Annotated in this window: 18 protein-coding genes and 1 pseudogene; 8 read left to right on the top strand and 11 right to left on the bottom strand. The window is 73.7% G+C overall.

Going from position 1 to position 19,897, the window contains the following annotated elements; genetic code table 11:
- The first annotated feature begins 20 nt into the window (after positions 1–20).
- Positions 21–359: a cell division protein SepF gene (locus FRANEAN1_RS28145; RefSeq protein WP_049795779.1), complete on the top strand. Its 339-nt coding sequence runs from the start codon at positions 21–23 to the stop codon at positions 357–359.
- On the opposite strand, the gene FRANEAN1_RS28150 is transcribed toward FRANEAN1_RS28145, so the two are convergent.
- Together FRANEAN1_RS28150 and FRANEAN1_RS39705 are read right to left on the bottom strand one after the other, a co-directional pair.
- On the bottom strand, positions 340–1,257 hold the full coding sequence (locus FRANEAN1_RS28150; RefSeq protein ID WP_020463149.1) for a phytanoyl-CoA dioxygenase family protein: 918 nt from the start codon (positions 1,255–1,257) through the stop codon (positions 340–342). The two genes, FRANEAN1_RS28145 and FRANEAN1_RS28150, sit on opposite strands and share 20 nt — an antisense overlap.
- A gap of 105 nt (positions 1,258–1,362) precedes the next feature.
- Positions 1,363–1,623: a hypothetical protein gene (locus FRANEAN1_RS39705; protein ID WP_083788345.1), complete on the bottom strand. Its 261-nt coding sequence runs from the start codon at positions 1,621–1,623 to the stop codon at positions 1,363–1,365.
- Between the two features lie 245 nt (positions 1,624–1,868).
- Between FRANEAN1_RS39705 and FRANEAN1_RS28155 the strand changes: the two genes are divergently transcribed.
- The gene (locus FRANEAN1_RS28155; RefSeq protein ID WP_041254870.1) at positions 1,869–2,564 is read left to right on the top strand and encodes an urease accessory UreF family protein; all 696 of its coding nucleotides are present in this window, start codon (positions 1,869–1,871) and stop codon (positions 2,562–2,564) included.
- A gap of 13 nt (positions 2,565–2,577) precedes the next feature.
- Here FRANEAN1_RS28155 and FRANEAN1_RS28160 read toward each other — a convergent pair whose 3' ends face one another.
- Positions 2,578–3,198, bottom strand: a complete 621-nt coding sequence (locus FRANEAN1_RS28160) for a TetR/AcrR family transcriptional regulator (RefSeq protein WP_020463151.1) — start codon at positions 3,196–3,198, stop codon at positions 2,578–2,580.
- The gene (locus tag FRANEAN1_RS28165) at positions 3,195–3,953 is read right to left on the bottom strand and encodes a hypothetical protein (protein WP_020463152.1); all 759 of its coding nucleotides are present in this window, start codon (positions 3,951–3,953) and stop codon (positions 3,195–3,197) included. Before FRANEAN1_RS28165 ends, FRANEAN1_RS28160 begins: the two co-directional genes overlap by 4 nt.
- Positions 3,954–4,136: 183 nt before the next feature.
- On the opposite strand from FRANEAN1_RS28165, the gene ureG reads away from it, so the two are divergent.
- Both ureG and FRANEAN1_RS44120 read left to right on the top strand, forming a co-directional pair.
- Positions 4,137–4,874 (top strand): urease accessory protein UreG, encoded by a 738-nt coding sequence (gene ureG / locus FRANEAN1_RS28170; protein WP_020463153.1) that lies wholly within the window; start codon positions 4,137–4,139, stop codon positions 4,872–4,874.
- Positions 4,871–5,764 (top strand): urease accessory protein UreD, encoded by an 894-nt coding sequence (locus FRANEAN1_RS44120; RefSeq protein WP_020463154.1) that lies wholly within the window; start codon positions 4,871–4,873, stop codon positions 5,762–5,764. Before ureG ends, FRANEAN1_RS44120 begins: the two co-directional genes overlap by 4 nt.
- Before the next feature lie 57 nt (positions 5,765–5,821).
- Here FRANEAN1_RS44120 and FRANEAN1_RS28180 read toward each other — a convergent pair.
- The 4 genes and pseudogenes from FRANEAN1_RS28180 to FRANEAN1_RS28195 form a co-directional block, all read right to left on the bottom strand.
- A pseudogene (locus FRANEAN1_RS28180) lies at positions 5,822–7,054 on the bottom strand (glycosyltransferase); the annotation flags it as partial.
- Positions 7,026–7,688 (bottom strand): response regulator transcription factor, encoded by a 663-nt coding sequence (locus FRANEAN1_RS28185; RefSeq protein ID WP_020463156.1) that lies wholly within the window; start codon positions 7,686–7,688, stop codon positions 7,026–7,028. The gene FRANEAN1_RS28185 and the pseudogene FRANEAN1_RS28180, both read right to left, overlap by 29 nt.
- Before the next feature lies 1 nt (position 7,689).
- Positions 7,690–9,174, bottom strand: coding sequence for a HAMP domain-containing sensor histidine kinase (locus tag FRANEAN1_RS28190; RefSeq protein WP_020463157.1), 1,485 nt, complete (start codon positions 9,172–9,174; stop codon positions 7,690–7,692).
- Positions 9,175–9,233: 59 nt separating this feature from the next.
- On the bottom strand, positions 9,234–9,752 hold the full coding sequence (locus FRANEAN1_RS28195; protein WP_020463158.1) for a hypothetical protein: 519 nt from the start codon (positions 9,750–9,752) through the stop codon (positions 9,234–9,236).
- A gap of 169 nt (positions 9,753–9,921) precedes the next feature.
- On the opposite strand from FRANEAN1_RS28195, the gene FRANEAN1_RS28200 reads away from it, so the two are divergent.
- The 4 genes from FRANEAN1_RS28200 to FRANEAN1_RS28215 all read left to right on the top strand — a co-directional run bounded on the left by FRANEAN1_RS28200 (position 9,922) and on the right by FRANEAN1_RS28215 (position 13,844).
- Positions 9,922–10,506 carry a hypothetical protein gene (locus FRANEAN1_RS28200; RefSeq protein WP_020463159.1) on the top strand — a complete coding sequence of 195 codons (585 nt, stop codon included), beginning with the start codon at positions 9,922–9,924 and terminating at the stop codon, positions 10,504–10,506.
- 80 nt (positions 10,507–10,586) lie between these two features.
- Entirely contained in the window at positions 10,587–11,231 is a 645-nt protein-coding gene (locus tag FRANEAN1_RS28205) for a class F sortase (RefSeq protein WP_241831250.1), read from the top strand.
- A gap of 335 nt (positions 11,232–11,566) precedes the next feature.
- Entirely contained in the window at positions 11,567–13,168 is a 1,602-nt protein-coding gene (locus FRANEAN1_RS28210; RefSeq protein WP_041256614.1) for an MFS transporter, read from the top strand.
- 7 nt (positions 13,169–13,175) lie between these two features.
- A complete protein-coding gene (locus FRANEAN1_RS28215) occupies positions 13,176–13,844 on the top strand; it encodes a TetR family transcriptional regulator (RefSeq protein WP_020463162.1) in 669 nt (222 codons plus the stop codon).
- Between the two features lie 252 nt (positions 13,845–14,096).
- Here FRANEAN1_RS28215 and hpnH read toward each other — a convergent pair whose 3' ends face one another.
- The 3 genes from hpnH to FRANEAN1_RS28230 form a co-directional block, all read right to left on the bottom strand.
- Positions 14,097–15,104: an adenosyl-hopene transferase HpnH gene (gene hpnH / locus FRANEAN1_RS28220; protein ID WP_020463163.1), complete on the bottom strand. Its 1,008-nt coding sequence runs from the start codon at positions 15,102–15,104 to the stop codon at positions 14,097–14,099.
- A 554-nt stretch (positions 15,105–15,658) separates the two neighbouring features.
- Complete coding sequence (gene ispH, locus FRANEAN1_RS28225; RefSeq protein ID WP_020463164.1) at positions 15,659–17,632, bottom strand: 4-hydroxy-3-methylbut-2-enyl diphosphate reductase; 1,974 nt, start codon at positions 17,630–17,632, stop codon at positions 15,659–15,661.
- Positions 17,629–19,815 (bottom strand): terpene cyclase/mutase family protein, encoded by a 2,187-nt coding sequence (locus tag FRANEAN1_RS28230; protein WP_020463165.1) that lies wholly within the window; start codon positions 19,813–19,815, stop codon positions 17,629–17,631. The genes ispH and FRANEAN1_RS28230 overlap by 4 nt, the downstream gene beginning before the upstream one ends.
- Positions 19,816–19,897: the final 82 nt, after the last annotated feature.

A 19,897-nucleotide genomic window follows, 5' to 3' on the forward strand; every position in this document is an offset into this window, starting at 1 on the left:
GGCTCACGAAAGGCACCCCGATGGACGCGACCACGCCCCGAAAAGCCCGGGCCACCGTGCCCATCGTCGCGCCGACCAACTACAACGACTTCTCCCAGCCGGTGGACCGCCTGCGCGACGGCATTCCCATGCTGGTGGACCTCGAGCACGGCGGCGAGACCCTGGAACGCCGGTTCCTCGACTTCGCCGCCGGCGCCGTCTACGCCCTGGCCGGGCACATCGAACGGATCGCCCCGCACGCCTATCTCGTCGTGCCGGCGGGCGTGGAGCTGCCCGTCGAGGACGTCCACCACCTGCGGGAGACGTACCTCGGGCGCGGCCACAGCACCGTGCCCGGCATCAGCGTGCGGCGTTCTTGACGAACTGCGGGCGGTAGGACGACTCGTCCCCGGCGAAGTACGAGCCGCGCACGTGCCGGCGCACGGCCGAGTCGTCGGTCGCCCGTGCCGCCGCGTGCCAGGTGTAGGCGTCGTGGAGCAGGACGTCGCCCCGGTCGGCGTACACCGCGATCTCGCCGGGGACCTTCTCGAACCCGAGCGGCATCTCGAACGGCGGCGGCGTGTCGGTGTACCCGCCGGCCGGGCGGGCGTCGGCCGGGACGGCCACACCGTTGATGTTGCGGTACGGGGCGGGTGTGGCCCACTGGTGGCTGCCGGGCACCATCCGCAGGAAGCCGTTCGCCGGGCTCGTCGCGTCGATGTGGATGGTGAACGCCAGCCCGGGCCAGATGTCCAGGCTGGGCATCGCCTGCCAGTCGGAGTGCCACCCGATGCGGCTGTAGCCGGACTCGCGGCCCGGGCGGGCGTCCTGGTAGATGATGCCGGCCTTGTCCGAGTCGTTCAGCCAGATTCCCGGGCCCGCCCCGGGACCGATCAGGTTACGGACGACGTCCACCAGCACCGGATGGGCCGCCGCCGCGCGCACGGACGGCGCGAGCTCCTCGACGTGCTCGACGTAGTTGACGAAGCGCGCGGCCTTGCCGGCGTCGTCGAGGTACTGGGTGGAGCCGTGGCGGGCGGGAAGAGCACCGGAGAGCACACCGGCCTGGGCGGCGGCGCACTCGGTCTCGATCTGGGTGGTGAGCGGCTCGCCCAGGACACCGCGGAGGATCACGAACCCGTACCGCCGGTAGAACGCCACGATCTCGTCCAGATCGAGCTGGCCCGGATCGAGTCCGGCGGCCGCCACCGGCGGGGTGGCGTCCGTGGGCCGAAAGGCCCCCAGCTCGGCGAACGGTGTGAGCACGGACGATCCCATCGGTTGCCTCCAGCGGCACGTCGGACGGTGCCGGACAGATGTCGGGCGGATGCCTGGCGGTGTGGGCAGGTGCCTGACGATGTGAGCGGATGCCTGACGGCGTGGTCAGCGGCGACCGGACCGGTGCGAGCTGGAGCCGCCGGCGGTGCCGCTCGAGCTCGACGTCCGCCGCTCGCACTCCCACTCGTGGTCGTCATCATCCCATTCGGCCACGTAGCCGGCCCGGCAGCTCGGCTTCGGCGGGCGGTCCGAGCAGGCGGCCAGTCCTGAGGACAGTCCCAGGACCGTGACCAGGGTGAGAGCGACTCGGGCACGGGTGCCCCCGGGCCGCGCGGGTCGCCCCGAGCTCAGAACAGACACGGTCATCCCCCATCTCCGACGCGGCCGGACCGCTGCCGGCCGCACTTCAGGCTTGCCGCCGGCTCCGCGGCGACGGCCGCAAACGCTGCCATATCCGGGAGCTCACGATGGTGGATCTGTCGCCGACGTGACCTACTGCCGGACCCGGTCCGGCGGTCGATTGCGACGGCGCACGCGATCCGGACCGGCGGCCCGGGCCGGGGGCACAGGGCGTGGTGGGCAAAGATAGGCGGATGGACGCGGACCCACCAATGACAGGTCACGTGGAGGCACGGGCAGCGCTGCTGCTCCTGGCCGACGGGCGTCTACCCGCCGGCGGGCATGCCCACTCCGGAGGCGTCGAGGCCGCCGTGCTCGACGGGAGCATCACCGGGCTCAGGGACCTCGCCGAGTTCCTTCGCGGCCGCCTCGCGACGTCCGGGCTGCTCGCCGCGTCCTTCGCGGCGGCGGTGTGCCGGTCGGTCCGTGCGGCCGGCCCCGCTACCGAGCTGGCGGCGGACGTCCTCGCCGTCTTCGAGGCCGAGGTCGACGCCCGCACGCCCTCGCCCGCCCAGCGGGCCGCCAGCCGCGCGCAGGGCCGCACCCTGATGCGGGTGGCCCGCGCGGCCTGGGAGGTCCCGGCGCATCCGGCGGCGCCACACCACTGTGTCGCGCTCGGCATCGTCGCCGCCGCGGCCGGGCTCGAGCCGCGGGACGCGGCGCTGGCGGCCGCCCACGCGTCCGTCAACGGCCCGGCGACGGCGGCCGTCCGCCTGCTCGGGCTCGACCCGCTGGCCGTCACCGGTGTCCTCGCCGAGATCGCCGCCGAGGTCGACCGCATCGCGGCGGCCGCCGACACGGCGTCGGCGCTGCGCGCCCCGGAGCGCCTGCCCGCCGGGAGCGCGCCCCAGCTGGACCTGCTGGCCGAACGGCACCGCACCGCCGAGGTCCGGATGTTCACCTCCTGATGGAGCTACCGGGTCAGCGGGCGGCGGGCCGCGCGCTGGCGGCGAAGGCCGCCGCGGTCAGCTCCCGGAAGCAGCGCAGGGCGCCCTCGCCCTCCAGATGACCGGAGATCTCCAGGCTGACCGCGCCGTGGGCGGCGGCGTGCAGGAGACGGGCGACCGGCTCCGGATCGTCACCGCCGAGCAGCCCGGCGGCCATCGCGTCACGCACCGCGTCGACGAGGACGGCCAGGCTCGCGCGCGCCACCTCCAGCGACTCCGGGCCGGGCTCGTAACCGGGCACGGCCCGCTCGAACATGACGGCGTAGAACGACCGGTCGGTGAGCGCGCTGCGCCGGTAGGCGTGGGCCAGCTCGTGCAGGCGGACGAGCGGGTCGGCTGCCACGACGGCCTCAAGCCGGGCCCGCAGCCGCTCGAACCCCTCCCGGTAGAGCGCGTCGGCCACGCCGTCCTTGCCGCCGAAGACCGTGTAGAGCACGGTGGTCGACGCGCCGATCGCCGTGGCGACGCGCCGCATCGTCAGCGCCTGCGGGCCGGCGCTGACCAGCAGCTCGGCGGCCGCCTCGACCGCCTCCCGTCGCAGCGCCTCCCCCGCCGCGGCACGGGAACGGCGGACGGCGCCGTCCGCGACGCTCACCGGTCCACCAGCGAGCGCCCACCGCCACCGCAACCCGACCCGGCCGCTTCGACGGGCGGCGGCGGTGCGGGGCTGGTCTCCTCCGCCTGCCAGTCCGGGAGCGGGCGGTAGATCGGGACGCCGTTCGCCTCCAGCTCGGCCCGCAGGTCGAAGTACTCCTGGCCGAACGGGTCGGCGCCGCGCAGCCGCGTCGTCCCGCGCCGGATCGCCACCTGGTGGGGCGCCAGCCGCCCCGCCTCCTCAAGGTAGGCCGCTGCCGCCTCGGTCTGGCCGGCGCGGTGCAGGTGGATCCCGATCGCCGCGGCCAGCCGGGCGCGCTGGTCGTCATCGGACGGCGGGCGCAGGTGCCGACGGACGTCCTCGGCGCCGAGCCCCGGTCGCCCGGTCGTCACCCACCTGCGCAGCGCCGCGAGCGCGCGGGCGGAGTCGATGCCGTTCATGGACCGGAAGGTGTCCGTCGCGGTCTGCGTGTCGGGCGGCCGGACGAGGCGGCCGGCCTCGTCGATCCAGTCCTCCGCGCCGAGCCCCCGCTCCCCCACGCCGAGCCGCCGCGCGGCGACGGACGCGGGGATGCAGACGCCGCCGCGGCACCACCCCTGTGGCCGCAGGCGCCACCCGAGCAGCCCGCCGCCCTCGGCCGGGCGGACGAGCACCCGCCCCGACCGGCCCGGGCCACCGGGCTCGACCCGCGCGTGCAGCAGGCTCGTTCGCCCGGCCTCCAGAACCGTCACATCTACTGTCTCGATCCCGCCCACCCATCGACCGTAACGCCGTTCCCAATAAAAAACAACGTTATCGATCTTCCGTTTCCATACTGTCGCAGCACGGGGCTACGCTGCGCAGGCCGGGCTGTGGTGCCAGCCCGGGGCGCGCGCGACTGCGCCGATCAGCACAGACCAGCGCCGACCAGCAAGACCCAGCGAGACGAGGAGCGACCGGTGCACCTGGAACACGATCGGCCTCTCGGCGGCGGGGGCGCGCCGGCCGCGTCCGGGGGCGCGGGCCCGCGCTGGCAGAGCCCGCCGGGCACGCCCGCCGGGCCGGCGCCCACCGACCGGGCCCTGCGGGTGGGGGTCGGCGGCCCGGTGGGAAGCGGGAAGACGGCCCTGGTGGCCGCGCTGTGCCGGGCGCTGGCCGGGCGGATCAGGCTCGGCGTGGTGACGAACGACATCTACACCACCGAGGACGCCGACTTCCTGCGCTCGGCCGGGGTCCTCGACCCGGGGCGCATCCGCGCGGTGGAGACGGGATGCTGCCCGCACACGGCGATCCGCGACGACATCACCGCCAACCTCGACGCGGTCGAGGATCTCGAGTCCGACCTCGGCCGGCTCGACCTCATCCTGGTCGAGAGCGGTGGCGACAACCTGACCGCGACGTTCAGCTACGGCCTCGTCGACCGGCAGATCTTCGTCATCGACGTCGCCGGCGGCGACAAGGTGCCCCGCAAGGGCGGGCCGGGCGTGGCCGGCAGCGACCTGCTGGTCGTCAACAAGACCGATCTCGCTCCGCTCGTCGGCGCCGACCTGGCCGTGATGGCCCGGGACGCGGCCGCGATGCGCGGCGGGCGCGCCGACCGCCCGGTGCTGTTCACCAGCCTCCGCTCCGACGCGGGAGCCTCGGACGTCGCCGACTGGGTCCTCGCCCAGCTGCCGTCGCCCGCCCGCCCGCAGTGAACTCGTCCGCAGCGAGCCCGCCCGCGGTCAGCCCGCACGCGGCGCCGTCCCGCACAACCGTTCGGGCGCGCGCCGCGCTCCAGGTCGAGCTGGACGGCGGCGGGACGGCCAGGATCACCGAGCTGCGCGCGGCGGTGCCCGTGCTGCCGCGGCGCACCGGCGGGTCGGGGCGCGTCGTGGTGGTCCACCTTGTGGGCGGTGCGGGTGGCCCGCTCGCCGGCGACGACCTGGGCCTGGACATCATCGTCGGCGCCGGGGCGCACCTGGTGGTGCGGTCGGTGGCCGCGACCGTGGCCCTGCCCGGCCACGGCGCCGGGCCGTCGACGTTCGCGCTGCGGGCCCAGGTCGGGCCGGCCGCGATGCTGTCGTTCCTCCCGGAGCCGACGGTCGTCGCCCGGGGAGCCCGCCACCGGATGACCACCGAGATCATCCTGGCAGCGGACGCGCGGCTGCGGTACCGCGAGGAGATCATCCTTGGCCGCTTCGGCGAGCCGGGCGGCGACCTCGAGACCTCCCTCCGGGTGGACGTCGACCAGGCACCGGGCCCGGCGCCCACCACCGACGCCGGTACCGCCCCCGCCCCCGGGCCGCGGAGACGGCCGCTGCTGCACCAGGAGCTGCGGCTGGGCCCGCGCGTCCCGGGGGTGGCCGGGCCGGCGGTACTCGCCGGCGCCCGTGCCGTCGGGTCAGTCCTGGTCGCCGGGCCGGCGACCGGTCTCGAGCCGGTCACCGCCGCGGTAGGGGACAGTGTCGCCCTGATGCCCCTGGCCGGACCGGGGGTCCTCGTCTGCGCGCTGGCGGACGACGCCCTCGCCCTGCGCCGCCGTCTCGACTCCCTGGCCGGCGTCCTGACCGGCTCCCTGGCCGACCCGCTTCCCGTCGGGAGCTGAGTAGGTGCGCCCCTTCCAGGCCGCGCCCCGGCCGGCACGGTGCCGCCGGGCCGAGTCCATGGTCATGGCCAGGTAGAGGGCCGCGGTGAACGGCAGCGCGAGCGAGGAGAGCACGGGCTGGTCGTAGTACCGCAGCATCGGTCCGAACGTCGTGATCATGACCGACCAGGCGAGCAGCCCGGCGGCGGCCACTGCCACATTTCCGGCGGCGATGCCGGCGATGGTCGCGACGACCGGGGCGACGAAGACCAAACCGAGCCCGAGAACCGTGCCCACGAGTAGCAGCGGCGACCAGAACAACTGCGCGTAGGCGGTGCGCGCCACCATGTGCCACAGGTCCGCCAGCCGCGGGTACGGCCGGCGACTGGAGACGTGGTCGGCGAGCCCGAGCCAGGTCCGCCCGCCGGACTTCTTGATCACGCGGGCCAGTGCGACGTCGTCGATCACCGCGTCCCGGATGGCGTCCAGCCCCCCGGCGTCGGCGAGCGCCCGGCGGCGGACGAGCGAGCATCCCCCGGCGGCGGCGGCGATCCGCGAGTCCGGGTCGTTGGACCACCGGAACGGGTAGAGCATCGCGAAGAAGTAGACGAAGGCCGGCACGATGAGGCGTTCCCATCCGGTGTTGACCCGCAGCCGCGCCATCTGCGAGACGAGATCAAGCCGGCGGGCCGTCGCCGCCCGGACGAGCTCGCGCACCGAGCTCGGATCGTGCGCGATGTCGGCGTCGGTCAGCAGCAGGAACTCGGGCGCGCCGGCCGCGGCGATGCCGTGCCGCAACGCCCAGAGCTTGCCCGTCCAGCCGGCCGGCGGCTCGCTCGACCCGATGACGGTGAGCGCCACCGCCGCCTCGGGACGGGCCGCCGCCGCCCGCGCCGCCAGCTCCCGGGCCAGCTCGCCCGTCCCGTCGGTACTGGCGTCATCCACCAGAATGATGCTCAGGCGCCCGGGATAGTCCTGCGCGAGCAGTGAGGGAAGCGTGTCGGGAAGGACGTCCGCCTCGTCACGCGCGGGGACCACGGCGACTACCGCCGGCCACTGTTCCGGTAGCGGTCCGTCGCCGGCGGGCAGTCTTTGATCGGTCCGCCAGAAGAATCCTCGGAACAGCGCCAGGAAAATCCAGGACGCGAGCGAGATCAGCGCAATCACCAGCAGTGGAAGCACGCCAGGGAGGATGCCACACAGCCGGCGCCGCCGGTATCCGAAGAAAGAATCGAGGGGCACCCGTCCGACTAATGTGGCAGGATGCGGTGAGCCGGGTCCGTCAGGCTTCCAGCCGATATCCCATCCCACGTACGGTGGTTATACAGTCCGCGCCGATCTTGCGGCGTAGATATCCGACGTAGACGTCCACGACGTTACTGCCCGGGTCGTAGTCGTAACCCCAGACCGCAGAGAGCAGCTGTTCGCGGGCCAGTACCTGGCCGGGGTGGCGCAGGAACGTCTCCGCGAGCACGAACTCCCGGGCTGTCAGGTCGACCGTCCGGCCGCCCACCTGGGCCCGGCGGGTACGCAGGTCGAGGCTGACCCCCCGGACCCGCAGGACGGTCGCCTCGGGCGCCCGGTCCGCCCGCAGCCGCAGCCGGATGCGCGCCAGCAGCTCCTCGAACCGGAACGGCTTGGACATGTAGTCGTCGGCACCGCCCTCGAGGGCGGCCACGGTGTCACGCACGCCGTCGCGCGCCGTCAGGACGACCACCGGCACGTCCACCCCGGCTCCGCGCAGCCGCCGCAGGACGGAGAAGCCGTCCATGTCGGGCAGGCCGAGGTCGAGGACGATCAGGTCGACCTCGCCCCGCAGGGCGACCTCGAGCGCGGACGCGCCGTCGCCGACGCAGACCGGCAGGAACCCGTTCGCGCGCAGGCCCTTCTCGATGAACGAGGCGATCCGGTACTCGTCCTCGGCGATCAGCACCCGGTTGGCCATCTCAGTCCCGCCCTCCGACCACGACACCGACCACGGCACCGGGCCGTCCCGTGCCGGAGGGGCCACGGCGGGGCACCGCCAGCTCGAAGGTCGCGCCCTCGCCGGGCCCGCCGAGGACCTGGACGTCACCGCCGTGCGCCACCGCGATCGCCCGCACGATCGCCAGGCCGAGCCCGGCACCCTCGGACGTCCCGCGGCCCGGCCGGCCACGGGCGAACCGCTCGAAGATCCGGTCCCGGTCCTCGGGGGCGACCCCTGGACCAGAGTCAGCGACCCAGAAGCGGACCACGCCGGCGCGCGGCCGGCAGCCGAGGCGCACCTCATCACCCACGCCCGTGTGCTGCACGGCGTTCTGCGCGAGCTGGACCAGTGCCTGCGTGATCCGGTGCCGGTCCATCATGGCCGTGCCCGAGCCGGCCTCGGCCAGCCGCCACCGCCGCGGCGCCAGCGCGCCGACCCGCGCCATCAGGTCATCGGTGAACGCGACGAGATCGACATCGGCGACCCGGAGGAAGTCGGGCTGCCGGGCCTTCGCCAGGGTCAGCAGGTCGTCGACCATCCGGCTCATCCGGTCCAGCTCGTCGGTGACCAGGGCCACGGTCTCGGTCCGCTCCGCCGGATCGTCGGAGAGCAGCTCAAGGTGCCCGCTGATGATCGTGATGGGCGTGCGCAGCTCGTGGCCGGCGTCGTCGACGAACGCGCGCTGGGTCGCGAAGGCGTCCTCCAGGCGGTCCAGCATGCTGTTGAAGGTGCGCGCCAGCTCGGCGATCTCGTCGCGGCCCGCCACGGGGATGCGCCGGGAGAAGTCCGTGTCGCTGATGGCCTGGGCGGTGCGGCGCAGCTCCCGCACCGGCGCGAGCACGCGGCCGGCCACCAGCCATCCGCCTGCACCGGCCAGAGCCAGGGCCGCGAACCCGGCGATCGCCAGCACCCGGACCACCTCCTGTACCTCGGCCCGCTCCCGGTCCGCGAAGACAGCGGCGGCGAACACGCCCCGCTCCGGTGCCCCCGCCACCTGGACCGGGACGGTGGCGAACCGCACCTCCCCCGCCGGCGTCGTGATTGTCCCGTACCGCGGCTGCGGGCCCACGACGAAAGCCGCGACCGCCCGTGGATCGTTGTCCAGCCGGTAGACCGGCTCCTCGGCGCTGCGCCGGAACGGCCGGCCGTCGACGAGCGCGAGCATGGTCTCGTTGGACCCCGGGATGGTGCGCTCCAGATGCGCCTCGAGCAGCTCGCGCACGTCGGTGAACGGCCGGGACGTCCGCGGGTCGACGCTGGCGGTCGCGAGGCGGCGCAGCTCGGCGACCTGGCGGGCCAGGCCCCGGTCGACGCGCTCGTCCACCCTGGCCAGGAGCACCTCGCGCGAGACCAGCACCGACCCGGCAAGCGCGACCCCCACCAGCAGCACCTGCCATCCGAGGATGTGCAGGCGTGCGGAGGTCGCGACATGGCGCACGACGCGGCGCGTCCGGGACAGCCTCACGACCTACCAGCCTGGTCGACGGATCCCCCGGCACGCATGTGCGCTGGATGAGAATCTCCTCATCTCGCCGGCGCCGGCGCGGGTACCGACGAGACCTCGGTGGTCACCGGCTCGTGCCCTGGGGTCGGGTCCGGCTCCGCGGCCTGCGCGGGGGCCGCGCTCGGTACGTCCGCCGGCAGCGGGCGGTACGTCACCGCGGGGACCCCGGTGGGGTCGACGAACCACTCCGCCCCAGGCGTGAGCCGGCCGGCCTCGACCATGGCCTCGAGCCGGCGCCGGGTGGCCAGGTCGCTCTCGACACGCGGCGCGGGCTCGGTGGGAACGGGCATCGCGGACGGCGGGCTGGGCGATGCCGAGACGCCCGCCGGCAGGAGGATCGGTCCGCCGAGGTCGGGCGGCGGCGGCAGGCTGCCGCCGGTCACGGCGACCCCGAACCCGGGCGCGGCGATCGCGGCCGCGACGACCACCGCCAGCACGACACCGGGGACGGCGACGAGCAGCCGGCGGACGACGTCCGCGGAGATGACACGGGCGGGGGTGGTCCGCCGGTGCCGCCGGTCCCGCCGGATGGGCCTCACGGGGACTAAGGCTAACGGGGGTCTCCGGCTCCCGGCGCGGGCCGGGCTCCGCGGCCGATGAGAAGGGTCTCACCCGCGTCTCACCGCGAGCCCACGATCGGCGACGAGTGTCGCTTGCGCGCCGCGGGCTCGCCGCGGCGCGCAGGCACCGAAGCGAGGTCACAACTCCATGGGTCACACCGCTCACGATCACGCGGCGCGGGGACGCCAGGCCGCCACCCGCCCGGCCGCCACCCGCCGCACCGCGGCGCCCGGGTCCAGGCTGCTGGGCGCGGTCGGGCTGGCCGCCGCGCTCGTCGGCGCCGGCGCCACCGGCACAGCGTCCGCGGCCAGCACCCCGGCCGTGCCGACACCGGCACAGTCCACGCCGTCCGCGGCACCCGCGCCGGTCCCCGCTGACCCGGTGGCGCCGTCCGCCGTGCCCGATCCCACGCGGCCGGGTGCCTCCTCGGTGCCGGGGGCGCCCGTCCCCGACTGCGAGCACCTGCCGGCGACGGTGACCCGCGAGGAGCTGATCGAGCTGCGCCGGCGCTGTGAGGCCGCGGCGACCCGGGACGACGACTCCGCCCTTCCCGTCGGCGGGATCGACACGGGGGCCGGCGGGGCGGGCCAGGCCGCCGCGGCCCGGGACGAGAGTGGGCGGGGGCCCGGGCTCGCGCTCGCCGCGGGCGGCACCGGCATCGGGGCACTGGCCGGTCTCGGCGTGCTGACCGGTCTCGGCGCGCGGCGGCGCCGGGCTCGGGCCGAGAGCTGACCGGGGCCCGGGCCGGGGACGGACACCGGATCGAGACCCGGGGCGGGACCGGGCCGTCCGGGCGGCGTGGGCGGCGCGCGTTGCTGCCGGCCGCGGCCCTCGTGCTGCTGCTCCCCTGGTCGGTGTCCTGCGGGCCGCGACCGGACCGGCCGGCCGCGGCGCCGGTGACCCCGCCCGCGGCCGCCGACCGGTCGGCGCCGCCGGCGGTGACGTCCTCCACCGTGGGCACGGGCACCGGAGCCGGCACGGGCACCGCGGCCGGCACGGGCGCGGGTTCGGTCCAGGCCGCCGACCCGGTACGGGTCCGGATCCCGGCCATTGCCGTCTCGGCGCCCGTCGTGCCGTTGTCCCTCGACGGTGGCGGGCGGCTGCGGGCACCGGACGGGTTCAGCGAGACCGGGTGGAACGCCGCGGGTCCCGAACCGGGCGAGACGGGCACCGCGGTGATCGCCGGCCACGTGGACTCGAGGACGGGCCCGGCGGTCTTCTTCCGCCTGCGGGACCTCGCCCCCGGGGACCGGGTGGAGGTCGAGCGAGCGGACGGGTCGTCCGTGGCCTTCGTGGTGCGCAGGCTGGCCCGCTTCCCGAAGGACGCGGTGCCCGCCGCCGACGTCTACGGCTCCACGGGGGCGCCCGCGCTGCGGCTCATCACCTGCGGGGGTGTCTTCGACCAGGCCCGTTCCAGCTACCGGGACAACGTCGTGGTGTTCGCCGACCTGGCCTGACGAGCGGCCGGCCGGGAGTCGGGCGGCCCGATGTCGCCCGCTCCCGACCAGCCCCGGGAGCGCAAGCTCACACCCCTGCGGGGGAAAATCGGCGCGGGTCACTCCCCAGCACCCCTCACCCCATGCTTTACTAAAACTTAGTTGTAACAACCAATCAACAGGCGAACCAGTCAACAGGGGAGCAGGCCACGTCGACCTCGATGACGCCGCCCCCCGGCTTGCCGCCGGGCGGCCAACCGCACGCCGTGACCCGCGCACCGGGATCGGACCATGACTCAGCCGAGGAGCGGCGCCAGCGCCGGGCCAGCCCGGCAGGCCTGACCCACCGCGAGACCATGCGGGCCCTCTCCGGCCTGCTGCTGGCCCTGTTCGTATCGATGATCTCCTCCACCATCGTGACGAACGCGCTGCCCAGGATCGTCTCCGACCTGCACGGCAGCTCGACCAGCTACACCTGGATGATCACGGCGACGCTGCTGGCGATGACCGCCACCACGCCGATCTGGGGCAAGCTGGCGGACCTGTTCAACCGTAAGGTGCTGGTCCAGACGGCCCTCGGGATCTTCGTGGGCGGATCCCTCCTGGCCGGGCTGTCGACGTCCACGAGCATGCTCATCGCGTTCCGCGTGGTGCAGGGCGTCGGCGTCGGCGGGCTGTCGGCGCTGGTCCAGATCGCGATAGCCGCGATGATCGCGCCGCGTGAACGCGGGCGCTACAACGGCTACCTGGGCGCGACCTTCGCCGTGTCGACCGTCAGCGGCCCGCTCATCGGCGGCGTGATCGTCGACATCCCGGGCCTGGGCTGGCGCGGCTGCTTCTACCTGAGCCTGCCGATTGCCATTGTCGCGTTCGTCATTCTCCAGCGGACGCTGCAGCTGCCCACGGTGCGCCGCGAGATTTCCATCGACTACGCGGGCGCGACCCTGATCGCCGCCGGCGTGAGCGCCCTGCTGATCTGGACGTCGCTGGCGGGGTCGAGCTTCCCGTGGGCGTCCGCGCAGACAGCACTGCTGCTCGGCGGGGGGCTGACGCTACTCGCCGTGGCCGTCTGGGTCGAGGCGCGCGCCACCGAGCCGATCGTCCCGCTGCGGCTGTTCCGTAACCGGACGATCGTGCTGGCCGTGGCCGCGAGCGCCTGCCTCGGCACCGTCATGTACAGCGCGAATCTGTTGTTCAGCCAGTACTTCCAGCTCGGCCGCGGGGAGAGCCCGGTGCTGTCGGGGCTGCTCACGGTGCCGATGGTGGGCGGCCTGGCCGTCTCGTCTCTGGTGGTGGGAGGTGCCATCAGCCGCACCGGCTACTGGAAGCGCTACCTGATCGCCGGCACGATCCTGATCGGGACGGGCCTCGTCCTGCTGAGCACAATCAGCGAGCACACGAACCTCGTCGCGGTGTCGGTGTTCGCGAGCCTGGTGGGAGCCGGACTGGGCATGACCCAGCAGAACCTGGTGCTCGCCGCGCAGAACTCCGCCGACGCCGCCGATCTCGGGGTGACCAGCTCCACCGTGGCGTTCTTCCGCAGCGTCGGCGGGACGAGCGGCGTCGCGGCACTCGGCGCGCTACTCGCCCATCGCGTCAGCGTGTCGTCCGTCTCCGGACTGCGCTCGCACGGCCTGCCAGCCGACACTCTTGGGGACGGCCGCTCCGTGCCCGATCCCACAGCGCTGCCCGGCCCGGTCGCCGACGTCGTGCACCACGCGTACGGGCTCGGAGTGTCCGACGTGTTCCTCGCCAGCGCGCCACTCGCGCTGCTCGCGCTGGTAGCGGTGCTGTTCGTGCCGGCCACACGGCTGCGTTCCAGCGCGGGGGTTGCGGGCGGCGAGCGTGTAACGCCCGAGCGCGCCCACCCCGGAGGGGCCGTGACGGACCTCGACGAGGATGTGGAACGGACCGCGTGGCGGGCAGCCGCCGGTGTCTCGGCCGAACCTGCACCATAATCAAGGGGTGACACGCAGCCGTCGGCCCGAACAGACGGCCGATACCCGACAGGCACTGCTGGCCGCGGCAAGGCGCCGGTTCGCCGAACAGGGCTATGCCGCGACCGGCACCGAAGAGATCGTCGCGGACGCGCGGGTCACCCGGGGAGCTCTTTACCATCACTTCCGCGACAAGGCTGACCTGTTCCGCACGGTCATGGAGCAGGTCGCGATGGAGGTCGCGGAGCAGCTGGTCGCGGGTGAGCTGGCCCGCGGCGCGGAGCTGCCCAGCGACGCCTGGACGCAGCTGCGCACGGGCTTCCAGTCGCTGCTGGACATCTCCACCACCGACAGCGACTTCCAGCGCATCGTGCTCATCGACGGCCCGGCTGTCCTCGGCAACGACGCCTGGGACCAGCTCGTCGAGCAGCACGGCTACCGCCTGCTCTCGGAATGGCTCGAGCGGGCGGTGGCCGAGGGCCGCATCGACCCGCTGCCGGTGGCACCGCTGACCAGGCTCGTCGCGGCGCTGCTGTCCGAGGCGAGCCTGTACACCGCGCGGGCGGCGGATCCCGACCGGGCCCGCACCGATGTCGGGATCGTGCTCGACCGTCTCCTGCGCGGCCTGGGCCGGCGCGGCGGCGACCTGGCCGACCAGCCCGCCGTCAGCGCCGGCGCTCCTCCCGCGTCCGACTGACTGACCGACTGCGACAGCACGACGGACCGCCGAGATCCGGCGGCCGCTACGAAGACACCCGGCCGCCTACCGCTGTCCCGCGGGCACGTCCCGCGGGACAGCACGACGGCCCCCCGCGGGACAGCACCGCAGTTCGGCATCGGGTGCGGTAGGTATCGGGTGCGGTTGGCCTCGGTACGGAGAACGACAAACGCCGCCCCGACCCGGAAACGGGTCGGGGCGGCGTTTGTCGTCAACGCGCCGATCTGGGTGTCAGGCACCCATCCGCGCGGCCCGGATGGACTCCTTGAGCGAGCCCATCGTCGCCAGCACGGCGGACGTCTCGTAGCCGCAGTGCGCCATGCAGTTGGCGCAACGCGGGTCCTTGCCGCGGCCGTAGGCGTCCCAGTCCGTCGTCTCGACGAGCTCCTTGTAGGACGTCACGTACCCGTCCGACATCAGGTAGCAGGGCTTCTGCCAGCCGAACAGCGAGTAGCTCGGAATCCCCCACGCGGTGCAGGAGAGCTCCTTCTTGCCCTCGAGGAAGTCCAGGAAGACCGGCGAGTGGTTGAGGCGCCACTTCTTGCGCCGACCGTCGCCGAACACCTTCGAGAACATCTGCCGGGTCTCCTCGACCGCGAGGAAGTGCTCCTGGTCAGGAGCCTTCTCGTAGGCGTAGCCCGGCGAGAGCTGGATCTGGTCGACCTTGAGGTCGTCGTTCAGGAAGTTGATGATGTCGATGACATCCTGCGGGCTGTCGTTGTTGAAGAAGGTCGAGTTGCTGCCGACCTGGAAGCCCGCGGCCTTGGCCGCCTTGAAGGCCTCGATGCACTCGTCGAACGTGCCAGGCTTCTCGACGATCGCGTCGTGACGCTCCTTCAGCCCGTCGATGTGCAGCACGAAGGTGAAGTACGGCGACGGAGTGAAGTTCTTCAGCTTCTTACGGAGCAGCAGCCCGTTGGTGCAGAGGATGACGAACTTCTTGCGCTTCACGAGGGCGTTGACGATCTCATGTATCTGAGGGTGCATCAACGGCTCGCCGCCCGCGATCGCGACGACGGGCGCGCCACACTCCTCGACTGCGGCGAGCGCGTCCTCGACGCTCATCCGCTGCTTGAGGACGGATGCGGGGTGCTGGATCTTGCCACAACCCGTGCAGGACAGGTTGCAGGCGAACAGTGGTTCGAGCTCCAGAACGAGCGGAAAGTGCTTCCGGCGGAGCAGCTTCTGCTTCGCCAGATACGTTCCAACGCGGAGTGAGTACCGCCAGGCGACAGCCACGGCTCACGCCCCCCTTTCGTCGGCCGCTCAGAGGCGACCCGAGGTCTTGGGAAGACCATACAGTGTGTACGTACAGGCTGCATGTGGATCAGCGAATGAGTTCTGGCACACACCGCGGGCAAACAGGGGGCAGTCCCGGCGAGTGTGTCCTCGAGAAGTCCGGCAGCCGACACGGCGAACACCGGCCATAGACCGGGGATCTCGAACGCGCTACTGGCGGTGACCATGACCAGGGCATTTACCGGGCTCTGGTCACCCTGCGCGAATTGGCTCCGGCACCCGGTCCGCTAATCCCGGAGGAGGCAGCGGGCCGTTCCCGGTGGGTCGCCGGATGAGTGGCTTCCGGCGCCGGCGGTCCACTCTCCGGGCTGACATTTACGCGACACGTACGCGGCCGGGCACATACCCGAACGGGCTGTCCGCCCCGTGGCGATGTCAGGAATTGACCGCACGGCGCGCCCGATGTCAGGAACCGGCCGACAACGCCGGCGGCCCGGGTTCATCGGAACCCGGGCCGCCGGCGCTGAACTGACGCGTGCCTGTCTGACCGCGCGTCATCTCCGTTCGGAGAGCGGTCGACGGACCTCCTTCGGCAGGTGGAAGGAGATCGACTCCGAGCCCACGGAACGGACCGACACCGACGCCGACCCCAGCCCCGACAGTGCCGCCGTCAGCTCCTCGACGAGCAGCGGCGGCGCGGAGGCCCCGGCGGAGATGCCGACGGTCCGCACCCCCTTGAGCCAGTCGAGCTGGACGTCCTCGACGCTCTCGACAAGGTGCGCGGCGACGCCGTCCCGCTCGCTGACCTCGACCAGCCGGCGCGAGTTCGAGCTGTTCTCCGACCCGACGACCAGGACGAGCTCCGCCTCGGCGGCCACCCGGCGAACCGCGTTCTGCCGGTTGGACGTCGCGTAGCAGATGTCGGCCGAGCCGGGGCCGACGACGGCCGGGAAGCGGTCGCGCAGCGCGTCGACGACCTCCTCGGCCTCGTCCACGGCGAGCGTGGTCTGCATGAGGTAGGTGACCCGCTCCGGGTCGGCGACCTCGATGTCCTCGACCGCGGCGGCGGACTCGACCAGTTGGATCCGCCCCGGTGCCTCGCCGAGCGTCCCGTCCACCTCCTCGTGGCCGGAGTGCCCGATGAGCAGGACGGTGTCGCCACGCGCGGTGAACCGCCGCGCCTCGGCATGCACCTTCTCCACCAGCGGGCAGGTGGCGTCGATGACCGCCAGGTCGCGCTCGCCCGCCTCGTCCCAGATCGCGGGGGCGACCCCGTGCGCGGAGAAGACCACGGTCGCGCCGGGCGGGACCTCGTCCAACTCCTCGACGAAGACCGCGCCGCGGCTGGCCAGGTCGGCCACGACGTGGGTGTTGTGCACGATCTGCTTGCGGACGTAGACCGGTGCGCCGTGGATCTCCAGCGCCCGTTCGACCACCTCGATGGCGCGCTCGACCCCGGCACAGAAGGCGCGCGGCTCGGCGAGGAGCAGCCGACGGCTGCTGACCGCCTCCACCCACGCGCGGATCGCCGGGCCGAGCTGGTTGATCGTGCGCAGCCCGGCCACCCCGCGCCGGACCAGGTCAATCCGGCCCAGCGGCTGGTCGGGGGTGTCCACGATCACCCGGATCACCGCGAACGGGCGGGTGCCAGCACCGGGGGCGAGGGCAGCGGACTCCATGTCCACGGCGATGGCACCGGTCGCGGCCAGCTCGGCGCGGGCCGATCCGACCGCCACCTGGGCTACCGACACGACCGGTCCGACGTGCACCCGGAGGCCGGCACGGCGCAGTTCGCCGGCCAGCAGCGGGGCGGTCGGGCAGGTCCCCGTCACCGTGCCGTCGGCGAGGCGCACCTCGCTCGCGACGACCACGTCGCCGGGCTTCGTCTCGACGGTGAGCCCACCGGCGAGACCGACGACGGCCACCGCGTCCGGCCGGGCATCGCGGACCACGCGGTTCGCGCGGTGCGCCTTGTCCGGGCCCATCCCGGTCCGCACGATCACGGTGCCGGGCGGCAGGTCGGCCCGGCCGATCGCGAATCCCTCGAGACGCAGCGGGGCGGCGACGACGAGACGCGGGGTGCGGGGCGCCGGCTGGACCGGCGACCCCTTCGCGCTCACCGTGCGTGCCCGGGCCGCGGCCCCGTTCGGGGCCGGGCTCACCGCCGCAGGCACCGCCCGGGTCACCAGCGGGCTCGCGGCCGAAGCCGCCCCCCGCCGCGACCCGACCGACGGCAGCGCCGAACCGGCCCGCGACGGCCCGCCGGCCGGCGGCACCGCGCCGGCCTGCTCGGGGATGGCCGCCCTCGGCACCGCGCCCGCGGGCACCGCGGCACCTGCGGGCACCACCGGTGCCGCCGGCACCACAGGCACGACCGGCGACGCGGGCGCGACGGGCGACGCGGGCCGCACGGCGGCCGGGCCGAAGCCCGGCGGTCCGAGGCTCGGCGCCGTGGCGTCGCGCGGGGTAACGGTGGGCGAACCGCCGTGGTCGGCGTCGCCCCCGTTGTCTGTTGCCGGGATGCTCATGACGTCGACCTGCCGGTGAGGGTCACGTACCGACCGAGTGCCGTCACGGGAAAGACCAGCCGGTACAGGTGATAGTTGATGGAGAAGTCCCAGGGGAAGCCCGTGCCGGTGAACTGCGGCTCGTCCCAGGTGCCGTCGGGGCGCTGGGTGTCGCAGAGCCAGCGCACGCCGCGTTCGACCGCCTCCCACTCGGCGGTCCCGGACGCCGGTTCGGCGGCCAGCAGCGCCAGCAGCGCCCAGGCGGTCTGCGAGGCCGTCGGCTCGCCGCGCCCGATCCACTCGTCGTCGCGGTAGGAGCGCAGGTCCTCGCCCCAGCCGCCCTCCGGCGTCTGGTGCTCGACGAGCCAGTGCATCGAGGAGACGATCGCCGGGTGCTCCGCGTCTACACCCGCGGAGATCAGCGCGGGCACGACCGCGCCGGTGCCGTAGACGTGGTTCACGCCCCAGCGACCGAACCACGACCCGCCGGCCTCCTGGTTGTCCAGCAGCCAGCGGACCCCGCGCTGGGTGATCGGGTGGTCGGAGCGACCCAGCAGGGCGAGCATCTCGACCATGTGCGCGGTGACGTCCGCCGACGGTGGGTCGACCACCTCGCCGAAGTCGCAGAATGGGATCTTCCTGACCAGGGTGCGCACGTTGTCGGCGTCGAACGCCGCCCAGGCACCGTTCGACGAGCGCATGCCCACCGACCAGTCGACGCCCCGCTCCGCGGCGGCGCGCAGCCGGGCGGCGAGCTCCGGATCCGCGGCGGCGATCGTGCCGGCCGCGGCCACCGCGGCCTCCGCCGCGGCGGAGGCCGCGGTGGCCGCGGCCGAGCCGGGGCCGGAGCCGTCGGAGTGGTCCACCGGGCCGTGACCGTCGCCGAGCAGGCGGCGGATGGCGATGACCACCTCGGCGGTGTCGTCGACGTCCGGGTAGAAGTCGTTGTCGAACTCGAACGCCCAGCCGCCCGGCGCGAGGGTGGGACGGCGCACCGCCCAGTCACCGGCGACGCGCACCTCCTCGTCGGCGAGCCAGCGACCGGCCCGGACCATAGCCGGGTGGTCACCGCCCAGACCGGCGTCCGCGAGCGCGACGACGGCCAGCGCCGTGTCCCAGACCGGCGACTGGCACGCCTCGATACGGCGCACCGTGCCCTCCGGTGTCTCCTCGCGGATCGTGAACCGGTCGAGGGCGCGGAACGCCATCGAGATCACCGGGTGGTTCAGGGGGTAGCCCATGAGATGCAGGGCCATGATCGAGTACACCATCGGCGGCTGGATGCCGCCCCAGCAGCCGTCCGCCTCCTGGCGGGCGATCACCCATTCGGCGGCGCGGCGCAGCGCGAGCCGGCGCAGCGGCTGGAAGGGCCGCTTCTCGTAGCGGTGCAGCACGGAATCGAGCCGCTCGAACGCGCCGGCCCAGCTCCGCAGCGGCGCCTTCGTCGCCTTGGGCGCCTGGACACGCAGTTCGTCCAGGGTGAACCCGAACGAGCGCACCGGCCGCAGCGAACCGACGATCGTCAGCGCCACCACGGTCTGGCGGGCCCAGCAGGCGAAGTCGTAGATGTTCAACGGGAACCACGGCGGAAGGAAGGTCATCTCCGCCGGCAGCACCGGGACGTCGTCCCAGGACCACTCGCCGAACAGCGCCAGCCAGATCCGGGTGAACACCCGGGAGGCGGCGATGCCGCCCGCGGAGCGCACCCACTCGGCGGCGGAGCGCATGTGCGGGGCGTCCGGGTCGTCCCCGGCGAGCCGCAGCGCGACGTAGGCCTCGATGGTGGTCGAAAGGTCGGACGGGCCGCCGTAGAAGGTAGCCCAGCCGCCGTCGGAGAGCTGTTGGGAACGGATCCAGCGTCCGGTCTCAGTGGCCGTCGACGGGGTCAGGATGCCGAGGAACTGCCGAAGCATGAGGTCCTCGGCGTCCATGGTGACGTTGGTCTCCAGCTCGCCCTTCCACCAGCCCTCCTCAGCCTGCAGGGAGAGCAGATGGTCGCGGCCACGGCGCATCGCGCCCACCACCGGGTCGACCGGCGTGCCGGTCGACACCGAGTCGATCGACACCGAGTCGGTTCGCACTGCGCCGGCGGTCTCGAAGGACCCGGCGTCCGCCGACGGCCGTGCCACCGACGGGTTCGGGATCTTCGGGCTCTGCGCCGCGGCCGTCGGGGCAGCCGAGGACTGGTCCGAGGTCAGGCTCATCGACGACTCCCCTCGTCGTATATGTACTGGTCGTGCGGATGACCGCCGGGCGACCGGCGGGCGGGTACTGCCACCTCGCTCC

The sequence above is a fragment of the Parafrankia sp. EAN1pec genome (assembly GCF_000018005.1).
Lineage (GTDB): Bacteria > Actinomycetota > Actinomycetes > Frankiales > Frankiaceae > Parafrankia > Parafrankia soli.

Coding starts and splice junctions, on each gene's coding strand:
- FRANEAN1_RS28150 (WP_020463149.1), bottom strand. CDS start 1,257: ATGGGATCGTCCGTGCTCACACCGTTCGCCGAGCTGGGGGCCTTTCGG.
- FRANEAN1_RS28155 (WP_041254870.1), top strand. CDS start 1,869: ATGACAGGTCACGTGGAGGCACGGGCAGCGCTGCTGCTCCTGGCCGAC.
- FRANEAN1_RS39705 (WP_083788345.1), bottom strand. CDS start 1,623: ATGACCGTGTCTGTTCTGAGCTCGGGGCGACCCGCGCGGCCCGGGGGC.
- FRANEAN1_RS28185 (WP_020463156.1), bottom strand. CDS start 7,688: ATGGCCAACCGGGTGCTGATCGCCGAGGACGAGTACCGGATCGCCTCG.
- FRANEAN1_RS28145 (WP_049795779.1), top strand. CDS start 21: ATGGACGCGACCACGCCCCGAAAAGCCCGGGCCACCGTGCCCATCGTC.
- ispH (WP_020463164.1), bottom strand. CDS start 17,632: ATGAGCATCCCGGCAACAGACAACGGGGGCGACGCCGACCACGGCGGT.
- FRANEAN1_RS28210 (WP_041256614.1), top strand. CDS start 11,567: ATGCGGGCCCTCTCCGGCCTGCTGCTGGCCCTGTTCGTATCGATGATC.
- FRANEAN1_RS28230 (WP_020463165.1), bottom strand. CDS start 19,815: ATGAGCCTGACCTCGGACCAGTCCTCGGCTGCCCCGACGGCCGCGGCG.
- FRANEAN1_RS28200 (WP_020463159.1), top strand. CDS start 9,922: ATGGGTCACACCGCTCACGATCACGCGGCGCGGGGACGCCAGGCCGCC.